Annotated in this window: 7 protein-coding genes; 3 read left to right on the top strand and 4 right to left on the bottom strand. The window is 74.2% G+C overall.

Annotated features, from left to right (window positions below):
* Positions 1 to 296: 296 nt before the first annotated feature.
* Positions 297 to 851, bottom strand: a complete 555-nt coding sequence (locus ACFV3R_RS31960) for a MarR family winged helix-turn-helix transcriptional regulator (protein ID WP_385590429.1) — start codon at positions 849 to 851, stop codon at positions 297 to 299.
* Positions 852 to 988: 137 nt separating this feature from the next.
* Between ACFV3R_RS31960 and ACFV3R_RS31955 the strand changes: the two genes are divergently transcribed.
* Positions 989 to 2,347, top strand: a complete 1,359-nt coding sequence (locus ACFV3R_RS31955) for an MFS transporter (RefSeq protein ID WP_385590427.1) — start codon at positions 989 to 991, stop codon at positions 2,345 to 2,347.
* Positions 2,348 to 2,382: 35 nt separating this feature from the next.
* On the opposite strand, the gene ACFV3R_RS31950 is transcribed toward ACFV3R_RS31955, so the two are convergent.
* Together ACFV3R_RS31950 and ACFV3R_RS31945 are read right to left on the bottom strand one after the other, a co-directional pair.
* Positions 2,383 to 4,248 (bottom strand): SpoIIE family protein phosphatase, encoded by a 1,866-nt coding sequence (locus ACFV3R_RS31950; protein WP_385590425.1) that lies wholly within the window; start codon positions 4,246 to 4,248, stop codon positions 2,383 to 2,385.
* A 371-nt stretch (positions 4,249 to 4,619) separates the two neighbouring features.
* Positions 4,620 to 5,927, bottom strand: a complete 1,308-nt coding sequence (locus tag ACFV3R_RS31945; protein ID WP_385590435.1) for an NAD(P)/FAD-dependent oxidoreductase — start codon at positions 5,925 to 5,927, stop codon at positions 4,620 to 4,622.
* 694 nt (positions 5,928 to 6,621) lie between these two features.
* Between ACFV3R_RS31945 and ACFV3R_RS31940 the strand changes: the two genes are divergently transcribed.
* Positions 6,622 to 7,569: a TetR/AcrR family transcriptional regulator gene (locus ACFV3R_RS31940; RefSeq protein WP_385590423.1), complete on the top strand. Its 948-nt coding sequence runs from the start codon at positions 6,622 to 6,624 to the stop codon at positions 7,567 to 7,569.
* Between the two features lie 2,169 nt (positions 7,570 to 9,738).
* A complete protein-coding gene (locus ACFV3R_RS31935) occupies positions 9,739 to 11,643 on the top strand; it encodes a sigma-70 family RNA polymerase sigma factor (RefSeq protein WP_385590421.1) in 1,905 nt (634 codons plus the stop codon).
* 492 nt (positions 11,644 to 12,135) lie between these two features.
* Here ACFV3R_RS31935 and ACFV3R_RS31930 read toward each other — a convergent pair whose 3' ends face one another.
* Entirely contained in the window at positions 12,136 to 14,313 is a 2,178-nt protein-coding gene (locus ACFV3R_RS31930) for an asparagine synthase-related protein (protein ID WP_385590419.1), read from the bottom strand.
* Between the last annotated feature and the right edge of the window lie 717 nt (positions 14,314 to 15,030).

Here is a 15,030-nt window from a genome sequence, read left to right as displayed (position 1 = left end):
TCCGGCCTTCGTTCGAGAAGCGTGCGAATCAGCGAGCAAATTTCTGCATGCCGAAAGACGTCCCAGAAGGGGTCGTGCTGTGGTGGGTGCCGCCGGTGCGGCGAGAGGTGCCGTGGAGACGTGTCGTCTCCGTGGCAACTCGAAGGACATTACATGGAACGCAGGGACGCGTCAACCAGCCCCGGCATGTACCCAGTGGGCCGCCTCGGCGAACCGTCCCTGAAGCGGAGAGTAGGCGACTGCCGGCTCCTGGGGGCGCATGTCGCGGCCGCCGGCCCGTGCCCGGGGGGACGGGGTCAGTCGAGGTCGCTCAGGCGTCCGTCTGCGTCCGGCTGGGTGTCCTCCACCCTCCGTAGGAGGCGGGTGAGCATCTCCCCCAGCACTCCCCGCTCGTCGGAGGACAGGTCCTGGAGGAGCTCCTCCTCGAAGACGGAGGCGCGGCGCATGGCCTCCAGCCACTTGGCCCGGCCCTCGTCGGTGAGCTCGACGATGACCCTGACCCGGTTCGTCTCGTCGCGCTCCCGGGTCACCAGCCCCTCGGTCGCCATCCGGTCTATGCGGTGGGTCATGGCCGCAGGGGTCAGGCCCAGGCGCTTGGCCAGCTCTCCCGGGCCGAGACGGTAGGGGGCACCGGAGACGACCAGCGCCTTGAGGACCTCCCACTCCGCGTTGTTGATGCCCAGGGTCGCGGTCTGCCGGCCGTAGGCGACGTTCATGCGGCGGTTCAGGCGCTGGAGGGCTGAGACGACCTGCTCCACCTGCGGGTCGAGCCCTTCGAACTCTCGCTGGTAGGCCGCGATCTGTTCCTCGAGGCTCGGCTCGTCGGGACTCGTCTCGGGGGTCTCGGACATGCCGCGCAGTATGACACGGAACTCATTGGCGTCGAAGTCCTTCGAGCTGTACAGTTTAGAGTCGAAGTTTAGGTTCGAATTCTTCAGGGTGAGACCGTCCGGTCTCGCCCTTTCCCTGTGACACAGGAGAGGTGAGGGTGACCAGGGCGATGGGCGCAGCACTGCGCCGAATCCAGCTCGGCAACGCGTTGAGTGCGTTCGGCAACGGCTTCACGGTCCCGTATCTGTACGTCTACGTGGCGAAGGTGCGGGATCTGGGCGCGAGCACGGCGGGCACCGTGCTCGCGATGCTGGCCGTCGCCGCTCTCTTCGTGCTGCCTTTCACCGGCCGGGCGATCGACCGACGCGGGCCGCTGCCGGTGGCCGTCGTCGGGACGGTGTGCGCGGCCGTGGGTTCCCTCGGCATCGGTCTGTCCGGCTCCGCCCCGCTGGTGATCGCTGCGGCGGTGGCGCTGGGGGCCGGTATCGCGGTCATCCAGCCCGCGCTGGCCACGATGATCGTCTGGTCCTCCACACCCGCCACCCGGTCACGGGCGTTCGCCACCCAGTTCTTCCTGAACAACCTCGGCCTGGGGGTGGGTGGCCTGCTGGGTGGTCTGCTGGTCGACGCTTCTCATCCGGCGAGCTTCGTGCGTCTCTTCGGCATCGAGGCGGCGATGTTCCTCGTCCTGGGCGCGGCGATCGCCAGCGTCCGGCTGCCCAGCTCGCCCCGGGTGGCGGACGAGGTCCCGGGAGCGGAGCCGGCCCGCGGGGCCTGGCGTGCGCTCCTGGCCGACCGCCGGATGGTGTGGCTGTGCCTGCTGGGCTTCGTGATGTTCTTCGCCTGCTACGGGCAGTTCGAGTCGGGGCTGGCGGCCTACGCGACCGAGGTCACCCGGGTGGCGCCGTCGACCATGGGCGTGGCACTCGCCGCGAACACCGCCGCCATCGTCGCCGCGCAGTTCGTGGTGTTGCGGCTGGTGGAGCACCGGCGGCGCAGCCGGGTCGTCGCGACGGTGGGGCTGCTGTGGGCCGTGGCCTGGATGGCCGCGGGCCTCTCCGGCCTGGTGCACGGGGCCGCTGTGGCGACGGTGCTGCTGGTCTCCACGTACGCGCTGTTCGGGCTCGGGGAGTCACTGCTCTCGCCCACGGTGAACCCGCTCGTGGCCGACCTCGCGCCGAGCCCGCTGATCGGTCAGTACAACTCGGCCTTCGCACTGGTCAAGCAGATGGCGCTGGCGGTCGGTCCTGCCGCGGGGTCGCTGATGGTGGGACACGGGCTCTACACGGCGTACATCGGTCTGCTGCTGGCGTGTGCGCTGGGGGTCACGGTGCTGTCGCTGCGGCTGGGTCGCCTGCTGGCGCCGGCGCAGGACCGTCCGCACCCACGGGAGGCGTCCCCGTCGGAGCCGGGTGGTCTGCCGGGTCCGGCAGAGGATGCGGCGGCGTCCGCCCCGGTGGTCGCCACCGGTGAGGCGGAGCGGGCCGACTCCGTGACCTGCGGCTCCGCCGGCTGACCCCCGCGCGGTCGTGGGGTCGCGGAGCCCGTCCGTCAGTCCGCCGGCAGGGCGAACTCGCACCAGACCGCCTTGCCGCCACCCGGTGTCCGACGGGAGCCCCAGGACGAGGCGATGGTCGCGATGATGGAGATGCCGCGGCCCGCCTCGTCCACCGGGTCGGCGCGGCGGCGGCGCGGCAGGTGGTCGTCGCCGTCGGTCACCTCCACGATGAGCCGGCGGTCGGTGCGGCGCAGCCGCAGCCGCATGGGGGGCGTGCCGTGCTGCAGGGAGTTGGCGACGAGTTCGCTGACCGCCAGCACGCCCAGGTCGTGCAGTTCCATGGGGAAGCGCCAGGAGGTCAGGACGCCGGAGGCGAAGGCGCGTGCGCGGGGGGCGGCCTCCGTACCGCCGTGGAGTTCCAGCGCGGCGTTGTGGAACAGCTCGGCGTCCGTACCGTCGCGCTCGGGGTGCTGGAGGACGAGGACGGCCACGTCGTCGTCGTGGTCCTCGGTGATCCCCAGCGAGCGCAGCAGGCGGGCACAGACGATCTCGGGGGCGCCCTCCGCGCCGGAGAACGCGTCCGCGAGCGCGGCGACACCGTCGTCGATGTCCTTGTCCCGGCGTTCGACCAGTCCGTCGGTGTAGAGCGCGGCCGAGGCGCCGGGGCCGAAGGCGATGGTCCCCGAGGTGTGCAGCCAGCCACCGGTGCCTAGAGGCGGGCCGGTCGGTTCCTCGGCGCGTCGGACCGTGCCGTCGGCGTCTCTGACGAGGAGCGGCAGATGGCCTGCGGAGGCGTAGACCAGGCGTTCCTCGTTGGGGTCGTGGACGGCGTAGACGCAGGTGGCGATCTGGCTCGCGTCGATCTCCGCGGCGAGGCCGTCGAGGAGCTGGAGCACCTCGTGAGGCGGCAGGTCCAGGCGGGCGTAGGCGCGGACCGCTGTCCGCAGCTGGCCCATGACGGCCGCCGCGCGCACCCCCCGGCCCATGACGTCGCCGATGACGAGTGCCGTCCTGCCCGCCCCGAGGGTGATGACGTCGTACCAGTCACCGCCGACCGCGGCCTCCGTGCCGCCCGGCTGGTAGGTCGCCGCCACCCGGAGGTCGTCGGGCTGCTCGAGTTCCTGGGGCAGCAGGGAGCGTTGGAGGGTGACGGCTGCCTCGCGTTGCCGGCGTTCGGCGGCGCGCAGCCGTTCCGCGGCCTCGACCTGGTCGGTCACCTCGGCGCCGAAGACGAGTACGCCGCGGTGGGTGGTCACGCAGGCGACCTCGGGGTCGGGGGCCGGGCCGCTCGCGCTGACCTCGATGGGCGTGCACGTGAAGGTGTAGTAGCCGTCGCGGGAGCCGCCCTGCCCGGCGCCGCCCGGCACCCGGCGCGACTTGACGGTACGGGGGCGCCCGCTGCGCAACACCTGGTCCAGCAGGGTCAGCAGGCCGAGTTCGTCGAGCTCGGGCAGGGCGTCGGCGGCCGTGGCACCGGCCGGTCGCTCGCCGAACACCACCGCGTAGGCGTGGTTGACGTAGGCGATGCGGTGCTCGGGGCCGTAGACGACGGCGACCAGGGCGGGCACCTTGCCGAGGATGTCGTGGACGGAGAGACCGTCCACGGTGGGCACCGCCGAGTCGGTGGCGGGGGCGGTGCCGGAGGGCCGGCCGCCCCGCGCTGCGGGGACCCCGGAGGTGGCGGCACGTCCGGTGACCGTGGCTGCGTTCAGGCGTCCCCGGGCACGGCCGGCCGGCCCGCCGCGGGCGTGCCCGGCCGGGTCGTCGGGTGGCGCCGCCGAGGCCGTCCCCTGGCCGCCGGTGGCGCCGGCGGGCGGGGTGGGCGTGGACGCCGCCCGGTCGGTGCGCGTGGCTGTGCGCCGTTGCGTACCGGGGAGACGGGGGCTCCAGCGCGTGAAGTTCACGGAGGGGTACCTCATGCTTCTTGCTTCGCGTCACGTCGGGCGGCGGGGCGCGGTCGAGGCCGTGGGGCCGGCGTGCGGGCCGGTGGCCGGGTGGATCGTCGGGTGGTCGTCGGCGTGGGGCTCACCTCTTCGGGTCGGGAAACACTGCTCAGCTGACGGACGGCGGACGGCGGCGGGCCATGGCGCCCCGCCGCCGTTCGCGGTCACGCTTCGCAGGCGCCGGAGCACCCATGGTCACACGAAGAGTGTGACGGACCGGACTGACAACCGTCAGACGCCGGACGGGCCGCCGGAGTTCCGCACTCCGCTCACCCGGTCGCGGCGGGGGGCGGCGCCTGCCGTCGTCCCGCCGCCGCGCCGTCGTCCGGTACGGTCTCACGCCGATCTCATGTCGTCTCGTCGTGGCGGTCCGGGCCGGCGGCGAGTCGGAACTCCGCCCGCGGGTTCTCCAGGGAGCCGAGCGAGACGATCTCCCTCTTGAACAGGCCCGCCAGCGCCCATTCGGCGAGGATGCGGGCCTTCCGGTTGAAGGTCGGCACCCGGCTGAGGTGGTAACCGCGGTGCATCAGCCAGGCGGGGTACCCCTTGAGTTTGCGGCCGTAGACGTGGGCGACGCCCTTGTGCAGCCCGAGGGAGGCCACCGAGCCGACGTGGCGGTGGCGGTAGTCGGTCAGCCGGTCACCGCGGAGTTGCGCGGCGAGGTTCTCGGCCAGTACCCGCGACTGGCGCACCGCGTGCTGGGCGTTGGGGGCGCACTCGGCCCCCGGCTCCTCGGCGGTGAGGTCCGGCACGGCCGCGGCGTCGCCGGCGCTCCAGGCGTGGGGAGCACCCTCGACCTGGAGGGTGGCTGCGCACCTGAGCCGCCCTCGGGAGGTGAGCGGGAGGCCGGTCGCGGCCAGGAGCGGACTGGGCTTGACCCCGGCGGTCCACACCAGGGTGCGGGCGGGGAACCGCGAGCCGTCGCTGAGGACGGCGGTCCGGCCCTCGCAGCTCTCCAGGCGGGTCTCCAGGCGCACGTCGATGTTGCGGTCGCGCAGCTCCCGCAGTGCGTAGGCGCCCATCTCCTCGCCGACCTCGGGCAGGATCCGTCCGGAGGCCTCCACCAGGAGCCATTTCATGTCCTCGGGGCGGATGTTGTGGTAGTAGCGGACGGCGTACCGCGCCATGTCCTCGAGTTCGGCGAGCGCTTCCACCCCCGCGTAGCCGCCTCCGACGAAGACGAAGGTGAGGGCCGCGTCCCGGACCTCGGGGTCCCGGGTGGAGGAGGCGATGTCGAGCTGTTCCAGTACGTGGTTGCGCAGGCCGATGGCCTCCTCGACGGTCTTGAAGCCGATGCCGAACTCGGCGAGCCCCGGGACCGGGAGGGTGCGGGAGACCGAACCGGGCGCGAGCACCACCTCGTCGTAACCGCGCTCCAGCTCACCGAGGCCGCTGTCGGCCATTGCCAGGGTGCGGACGCCGGCGGTCCGCTTCTCGTGGTCGAGGCGCGTGACCTCCCCGGCCACCACCTCGCAGTGCGGCAGGACCCGTCGCAGGGGGACGACGACGTGGCGTGGCGAGATGGACCCGGCAGCGGCCTCGGGCAGGAACGGCTGGTAGGTCATGTACGGCTCCGGCTCGATCACCGTGATCTGCACCGCACCGCCGCGCAACTCCGCTCTGCACTTCTGCTGGAGCCGCAGAGCCGTGTACATGCCTACGTAGCCGCCGCCGACCACGAGAACGCGCGCTGGTTCCGTCACAGGGTTCTCCTCGCGACATCGTCCGTTCCGGGGGGCTGCACCGACCGGGCCCCTGGGCACCCGGACCGGCCTCCTCCGCGCGGGCTCACCGGCCCGGCAGAGGGTGCCGCACCCCCGGACGGGCACGGCACCCGTCCATGAGGCACCTGCGGGACGGCTTTGTCCACAGGGCCAGCGGTTTGTATGACCGGCTTCGGGCACTCTCTCCACGTCTCCCCCTCGCCGCCTCCACCCGCGACGCCGCAGCCCAGCAGGGGTTTCGGCCCTCACCCGCGCTCCCGCCACCGCCCGCGCCCGCTGAGCGGAAAGCCTCCTTCCTCCTGAGCGGAACGTGCCCCTTCACGCATGACGGGCGCTCAACTATGTTCTTTGTACGGCGAGATGCACGGTCACGTGTCGATGCGTCCACGTCAGGAAGAGTGAGGGTCTCCGGGGGGAGACGCCACATAACCGGGGGGAATGACTTATGAGTGTGCGTGGTTCACGGTTTTCTTCCGAAGCACTCACAGCGAACACGCGGGAGCCGTACGGTCCGCACGCCGATGCTCCGGCGCGCCGCAGACCCGCAGGTGAGCCCGCGCTGCACGCCGCCACCGCCCCGTCGCAGGGCCTTGCGCCCGCGGCCGGTCCGGGCCGCTCGGCGACGGTGGGCGCCGTCACAGCCGCGGCCGACAGGAACGCCTCGGCGTCGGCTGCCGGCCTCACTGCCGAGGCAGGCGACCGGGAGCGGGCGCAGGCCCGTCGCGTCACCCCCCTCCGGGTGGATGCCCAGCGCAACCTCGAGCACGTCCTGCGAGCCGCTCGGGAGGTCTTCGGCGAGGTGGGGTACGGCGCTCCCATGGAGGACGTCGCCCGCCGTGCGCGGGTCGGTGTCGGCACGGTCTACCGCCGGTTCCCGAGCAAGGACGTCCTCGTGCAGCGCATAGCCAGCGAGGAGACCGAACGGTTGACGGAGCAGGCCCGCACCGCGCTCGGCCAGGAGGACGACGCGTGGGCGGCGCTGGCACGGTTCCTGCGGACAGCGGCCTCGTCCGGGGCCGGCCGGCTGCTGCCGCCCGACGTCCTCCGGGAGTGCGCCGACTCCCTGCCGTCCGTGGCCGAGTCCGGCGTGGAGGGCGCCGGTGCGGAGGTCGCCGGTGCGGAGGTCGCCGGCGTGGTCGGTGGGGTGGTCAGTGGGGTGGCGGCGCACGTACCCGCAGCCGGTCAGACCGTACGGGTCCCCGGTCCCCGGCCGGCAGTCGAGGCGTCCGAGTCCATGGCACCCGTGGGGAGCGTCTCAGCCGGTTCCTTGCCGCCCCTTGCCGGCCCCGTGGCCGAGACCGGAGCCGACGCCGGGACCGACACCGGAATCAGTGCCGGCAGCGACGCCGCCGTCGGCGCCGGGCCGGGTGCGGAACTGCTGCACGTGGTCGGTCAGCTGGTCGACCGGGCCAGGGAGGCGGGCCAGCTCCGGCCTCAGGTAACTGTCGCCGACGTCCTCCTCGTCATAGCCTCCGGTGCGCCGGCCCTTGACGACCGGATACGCCAGGAGGCGGCTTCGGCCCGGCTGCTGGACATCCTCCTTCAGGGCTTGCGCGCGCACCCGACTGCCTGACCGCCGGTGGGTGCCAGGGGAAGCTGCACCGACCTTCCGGGCGCCGGCCTTTTCCGCCTCCGGCCCTGGTCTGAGGCGTCCCTGGCGCCGTGCCCGCCCGTTCCACGGGGGCGGACGGGCACGGCAACCGGCTGGGACGAGCCTGTTCGACGAATCTTGGCGCCGTCTGACGCCGTGGTCCCTGCCGGCCTGTCGGTGCCGTGTCCGGGCGCCCGAGGTGAGGCCGGAGAAGCCCGGTTCGCAGCCGCCAACTGACGGGCTGAGGGCCGAAGCCACCACTCGGGTCGCCCAGGTGGCCGGTAGGGGCGGTGACGGGATCGCGCAACGAGGAAGGTAGGGACAGGCCAACCGCAACTCCGGCTGACACCGCAGCGGAACAAGTGCACTCGGACGAGTGATAGCCACAGCCGCCCCCGGGGCGTGCAGCTTTCCTGTGGCAACCTGGCGCGGTGTTCGAGTCCGTTGAGGTGTACAGGGGCGTCCGCCATGCCAGTTGACGGGGAAGGTGAGCCGGGGGGGACCACGCCGGGCTCAGGCGAGCTGCCTCTTCCGCAGGGACGGCGTACGGCCGCCTCGGGGCCTGCATCGGAAGGGGTCGTGCCCGGTCAGACCCGCCCTGACCGGCAGGGTGAGCAGCGGTCGGCAGCCCAGGGCTTCCGGACGGCGTCGGAGGGTGGCCACCACCCGACGGCCGAACTCGAACAGTCGCCGGACGGAGCAGCCGGAGCAGTCGATGCCTCGCAGTCGCCACGGGCGGACGAGGAGGACGCGTCCGACATCTCCGGTGCGCCCTTTCACCAGGTACGTCGGGAGGGGCGGAACGGTCCTCGTCATGCCCGCCGCTCGCCCTGGCGTCTGAAGGGACGCTTCCGCGTACCGGCACAGTCGGGGCCACGCGGGGAGGAACCGAGGTCTCCCGCCGCGACCGCCAGGAACGACGCTGCGGACGGGGTGCGTGCGGCGGATACGACGGGCGTCGGTCACCTCACTCCCGGTGATCGTCAGCAACCGGCGGAGCTCCCGTCCGGTGCGGCTGGGCAGGAGGACGTGGCCCCTGCGGACGCCGCACAGAGCGCCGAGAGCGTCACGACCGTAGGGGGCCCGGAGGTCACCCCGGCTGCGGCGGAGGCGACGGGTGCCTCGCAGGGGGACAGGTCAGAAAAGGAGCCGGAGGCCGGCGAGAGGGACGAGCAGCCGTGGGACGAGGAGAGGGACGAAAGGGGGGTGACACAGGAAGACCAGGGGGCTGAGGCGGAGGCGCCCTGGACGGAGGAGTCGGCGCTTCACGCGACTCCTGAGGACGCTCCCGAGGACGACGGTTCCGTGGGCCCCGCAGCGACACTCCCTGCCGGTGCCGCGTCTTCCGAGGAGGCCGCGTCCCACCCGGGGGCGACACCTCACGGGGCGGCACGCCCTCACGGGGCATCCCATCCCGGGCCAGCTCCTCACGGGCCAGCTCCTCATGGGGCAGCTCCTCATGGGGCAGCGGCTCCTCGCCCTGGTGTCACACCTGGTGCAGCGGCGGCGCCCGGTGCTGGTGCGGCGCCTCGTGCGGGGGTGGTGCCCGGTGCGAGTGCCGGATCCGACACACTCCGGGCCGCCGGGACGGGAGAACTGCCCGGTGCGGATGCGGGGCCCGAGGGAGCACCGGTCTCCGGTGTGTCCGCGAGCGGGGAGGAAGCCCGTCCGGGGACTTCCGACAGGGCAGGGGCTACTGGTGGAGCCCAGGCGCAAGACACGGCGGCGGTTTCTGGTGGGGCGGAGGCCTCCGGGGCGGAAGTGCCCGGCGGGGCCGAGTCGTTCGACGCGGCAGAGGCTCATGCCGAGGCGGCCGGGGCGGAGGCAGGGACTGTTCATGCCTCCGAGGCAGGCCCCGGCTCGGTTGCCCCAGGTGAGGCGGAGCACCTGCCTGGAGTGCGAGGCCCGGGTGGGGCCGAAAGCCCGCGTGAGGCCGAGAACTCGCGTGGGGCGGAGAGCCCGCATGAGGCCGAGAGGCCGCGTGAGGCCGAAAGCCCGCGTGGGGCGGAGAGCCCGCGGGGCGAGGTGGCCTCGCCCGGGGCGTCGGCTCCGCACGAGGCTCCGCGTGGGACGGCGGTTGGGCATGAGGCTCGGCGTGGGACGGCGGGCGCGCCTGAGGCTGGGGCCTCGTCGCAGCCGGAGTCAGGGCGCGTGCCCTCGCAGGGCGGCCCACGGGGGCCCGAGGCACCTGTCGGTGCTGGGGCCGCGGCGGTGGGGGCGGGCGGGGTGGGGCGGGGGGAGGGGGGAGGGCCCCCCGAACAACTGCCCCCCTCCGACGAAACCCTCCTCGCCGGCGTCCGAGCCGGTGAGGAGGGCGCTTTCGAGGAGTTGTACCTGCGGCACGCGGGTGCGGTGCGCCGCTATGCGCGGACCTGCTGCCGGGACGCCCACACGGCCGAGGACCTGACCGGTGAGGTCTTCGCCAGCACGCTGCAGGCGGTGCGCGGCGGAGCCGGTCCGGACACGGCTGTCCGGCCCTACCTCCTGACGGCGGTGCGCCGGGTGGCCGCGAACTGGGCACGGACGGTGCGGCGGGAGGAACTGGTCGAGGACTTCGCCGTGTTCGCGGTGTCCGCGGCAGGTGCACACGCCGAGGACGACACCGTCGAGCTGGGCGCGGACGTCCGGGCCATGCACCAGGCCGAGCAGTCCCTGGCGGTGCGCGCCTTCCAGAGCCTGCCGGAGCGCTACCGGACGGTGCTGTGGCACACCACCGTCGAGAAGGAGACGCCCAGGGAGGTGGCGCCGATCCTGGGGCTGACGCCGAACGCCACGGCAGTACTGGCCCACCGTGCCCGAGAGGGGTTGCGGCAGGCCTATCTGCAGGCCCACGTCAACGCCTCGGCTGCGGAGGGCCCCTGCGCCCGGTACGCGGACCGGCTGGGGGCCTACGCCCGGGGTGGTCTGCGCACCCGTGCCGAGCGGGGGTTGCGCAAGCACCTTGAGGAGTGTGCGCGGTGTCGCTCGGCGGCGCTGGAGGTGGCCGACATCAACGAGCGGATCGGCGCGGTCCTGCCGGTCGCCGTGCTGGGCTGGCTGGCCGCCGGTTACGCCGGGAAGGTCGCCGTGGGGGCGGTCGCCGGCGCCGGAGCGGCCGGAGCCGGGGCAGCCACCGGCGCTGCCTCGGGGCACGGCGCAGCTGCCGCAGGTGGAGGCGCGTCGACCGCCCTCGCTGGGTCCGGGTCCGGGGGTTCCGCTGGTGGCGGATCTGCCGGGGTGGCGTCGGAAGGCCTGGGCGCGCCCGTCAAGGCCGGGATCGCGAGTGCTGTGGTGCTCGCTGTCGCCGGTGCGGCGCTCGCTCTCACGCTCACTGGCCAGGAGACGCGGAGACCGACTGCGGGCCACCGGCCTGGGCCGGTCGTCACCTCTTCACGGCCCCCGTCCACCGCCCGGCCGAGCGCCAGTCCCTCGTCGGATCCGACAACCGGTACTGCTCCGGGGCCAAGCCGCTCCTCCGGGCCCGTCGCGAGGCGGACCTCGCCCCCGGCTTCCTCCGCCGCACCTGCTCCGCACCGGCCGGGCAGCAGTTCGCCCCGTCCGACGGAGCCCCCCGCCGGCAGCTCGTCTCCCTCGGCACCTCCGGGTGCCACCACGCGGCCGACGCCGTCCGGCAAGCCGCCGGTCACCTATGCGCTCGACGCACTGGGGTGGGACCTCACCGGCGACGGTTCCGGCCCGGAGATCCGCACGTTGGGCGGTACCGGCCTCTGGCAGCGAGGCACCGTCCACATCGGCGGACGGAGTTACCCCCGGGGAGCCAGCGTCCACCCGCCTTCCTCCGTCACCGTGGACCTCCACCGTCCCTGCACCCGCTTTCGGGCGGTGGCGGGGGTGGACGACCTGGGGATGGTGAAGGGTCCACTCCGCTTCTCCGTCTACGCGGACGGGGCGTTGGTGTGGAGTTCCCCGGTGGTGCGTCAAGGGGACCCGGCCACTCCGGTGAGTGTGCCGCTGGCGGGACGCCGGTCGCTACGGCTCGTGGTCCGGCCCGCCTCTCTCACAGGCATCGCCGCCGTGGGCTCCTGGGCACAGACCTCGATCAGCTGCTCGGGTTAGCGTCCGCCACCGCGCCTTACGGCTTCAAGGAGAGACACGGGGCCCGTGGCAGGTCCCCGGGGCGCCCCGAGCCGACGGGCCCCGACCGAGCCCGACGGCCCCGACCGAGCCCGACGGCCCCGACCGAGCCCGACGGCCCCGTCCGAGCCCGGCGGCCCCGTCCGAGCCCGGCGGCCCCGTCCGGTCCGAGGACCTTCAGCGGGCCCGGACGGACGGCCTGAGGCGACCGTCCCCACGCCGGCCACCCCCCAGGGCACGACTCGGGGCAGGGCACAACTCGGGGCAGGGGCACGACGCCGCACAGGGCAGAGCACGGAGCGGGGCGGGGTGGGACGGGACGGGGCCCGACACGGGCAGGGTGCATGACGCAGGCACAGTGCATGACGCAGGCACAGTGCATGACGCAGGCACGGTGCATCGAACGCGCAGCCGGAAGCATGACGCGGCAGCACCCGACGCCGTCCCACGGTGACGTTGCGTGGCCGGAACCTTTCACCCGCCGCCCACGGGCCCTGCCAGAGCGGGGATGCCGCCGGCGAGGGCTCGGCGCCGTGGTGTGTCGGTGCCGCTCTCCGTCCAGCACGTTCCGCGGCGGGCCAGCAGGCGGCGCAACCAGACCTCGACGGCGACCACTTCGGCCAGGCCTTCGGGGGGCACCCGCTCGCCCTGCGCCGCGGCGGTCAGCGCCCTGCGCACGGCACGGGCGTCCACCAAGCCCGCGTCGGCGAGGAGGGGCGCGTCGAAGAGGGCGGCGAGTACGGGTGCCGCCAGGCGGAGGCCGGCCCGTTCCGCGAGGGTGCGCGGCACGTGGGAGGGGGCGCCCCAGCCGTCCGGGAGGTGGCGCACCCCGGCACCGGCCAGCACGGTGCGCAGGGTGGAGGCCCGGGCGCCCGGCCTGACGCGGACGGTGTCGGGCAGCGCACGACAGGCCTGCACGACCTGGTTGTCCAGGAACGGGGTGTGCAGCCGTTGGTCGCGGAGTTCGGCGGCCTGGGTGAGGACCCGGACGTCGGCGGCGTGCCTGGCCAGCGCGGCCCGGGCCAGCTGTTCACCCGGGCGGGCGGCGGTGAGACCCTGGGCACCGGCCGTTCCCCGGACCACCGCGTCCCCCAGACGGAACGCCACGACGGCCAATGCCTCTCCCGTCAGCCAGCGCGCGGCGGGCCCGGGGCGGCACCAGGAGAGCGCGGCCAGGGAGGCGTCGACGGCGCTGTCACCGTCCACGGGCGGCACGGGGAGGCTCCCGGAGCGCAGGAGTTCGGCCGCCGCGGCGACGCCCGACCGGTGCGAGGTCCTGGCCAGCTTCCGGGCGGCGCGGTAGACGGTGAAGGGGACGAGCACCGACTGGGGGCCGGAGCCCTCGGAGCGTGCCAGGGCCGTCACCGGGTGCAGGAGGTGCCGTCGTCGGCGGTCCAGCAGCAGGTCGGCCAGGCGCGCCGGATGGGCGTCCATGACCTGTCGGGCGCCGAGGCCGACGAGGTGGTCGGCGCTGCCCGCCAGGAGCCGCGTGCGGTGTCGGGCCGCCGTGACGAGTGAGGGGCCGGGCTCGTCGGTGAGCGGTCCCTCGCCGAGGTCGGCGAAGGGCAGGGCCTCTTCCCCTGCGGTGACCACCACGTGACGCATCCGGGGATCCGACGCCAGTACCCGGGCGCGCTCCAGTTCCGCCTCGCGGTGACCGCGCCCCGCCGGGGTGGCGAGGTCGTTGAAGGTGACGGCGAGGAGCCGGCGGCCGTCGCCGTCCAGCGAGCCGGGGGCACCGGGCAGGCCGGCGGCGAGGAGGGCGAGGGTGCCGGAGGCGCTGCCACCGGAGAGGTCCGCTCCGATGCCGGCGGCGGGTGCCCCTCGGGCGGCGCGCCGGTCGGCGGGTCCCATTCCCGGCACCGGGCCGGGGTCACGGCCGGGCGCACCGGGGTGGGGGCCGTAGGCGGAGCCGTCGTAGAGGTCCGCCGGATCGTGGCCGTTCGGCGGGGGCGCATGGCGGGGCTCGGCGAACCGGACGCGCACCGACTCCAGCAGGGCGTCGCGCACTCCTGCCACGGCCTGTTCGGGCGAGGTCTGCGGTGCGGCGACGGCCAGGGAGGCGGTGGGCTCGTAGGAGGTGACGTCGCGCGTGCCGCCGCGCAGCACCAGTGCGTGGCCGGGTGGGACCCGGTGCACCCCGGCGTAGGGGGTGCCGTCCCCCACGGCCTCGGGTGACGCCGGGCAGGCCAGGACGGCGGCGAGGTGATCGACGTCGAGGGTGGCCTCGACGAGGTCGGCCAGCGGGAGGGCCGCGGTCGCGAACGCGGTCCCGCCGGCCCAGGGCGTGTGGAAGACGGGGCGCAGACCTGCCAGGTCACCGGTGACCGTGATGCGGCGGCCGATCACGGCCACCGCGGTGTAGCTGCCCGGCCAGGCCGTCAGGTGGCGGAACGCACCGCCTCGGGCGGCGAGCAGGCCCACGCGCAGCTGGTCGTCGCTCGCACCGCACAGTCCGAAGACGGCCAGCCGGACGTCGGGCGCGACCTGTACCTGCCGGACCTCGTCCGGCCGCCAGTCCCCCACGGCCCACAACGGGTCGGGGTGCTCCCACAGAGGGTACGCACCGACCGGCTGGACAGCGGGGTGCGGTGACCCGTCGGCCGTCCCGGAGCCACCAGGGGCGCTGCTCCACCCCACCAACCACCGCATGGTTCCTCCGCCCGTCCCCCGCCGACTCCCCGCGTGCGTCCGGCGCCCTTCGCGGCCATGCTGCCATGACGCTCGGCCACACCGGTCGGAAGCCCGGCCCACCGGTCTACCAACTGGTGGGGACAAGGTGAAGAGTCGCGACGTGGCCGGTCGTCCGGCTCCCCGGGTTCTCCCGGTCCACCCGGCTCCCCGGGTTCTCCCGGTCCACCCGGTTCTCCGGGCCTTCCCGGTGCACCCGGTTCTCCCCGCCCCCACGGCTCCGCCCCTCTCCGGGCGCCCCTCTCCGGGCGTCACTCTCCGGGCGTCACTCTCCGGGCGTCACTCCCCGGGCGTCACTCCCCGGGCGTCACTCCCCGGGCGTCACTCCCCGGGCCTCACTCCCCGGGCGTCACTCTCCGGGCCTCACTCCCCGGGCGTCACTCTCCGGGCGTCACTCCCCGGAGGCGCTCCCCGGAGGCGCTCCCCGAACGGCGCTCCCCCGGACCGGCGCTCCCCGCACGCTCTCCGGTCAGCGGTCGCCCGCCACCGCTCACCGATACCGACGCGCCGCGTTCCAGCCGCTTGGCTTTCGGCCAACTTTCGCTCTGGACGCGGTCGGTGTCCCGGGCTACCGCGGCGTCCGGGGCTCCCCCTGTCCGGTTCAGGACGGGTGGGGGGTGTTGCCCCTGCCGGAGGTCCTGCCGGAGCCGTGCGGGGTGAGGGGGTGGCACGCGGTCG

It is taken from the genome of Streptomyces sp. NPDC059740 (genome assembly GCF_042733155.1).
Taxonomy (GTDB): domain Bacteria; phylum Actinomycetota; class Actinomycetes; order Streptomycetales; family Streptomycetaceae; genus Streptomyces.
Note: the sequence above shows the minus strand (reverse complement) of the source record. Positions and strands in the feature narration are given on the sequence as shown.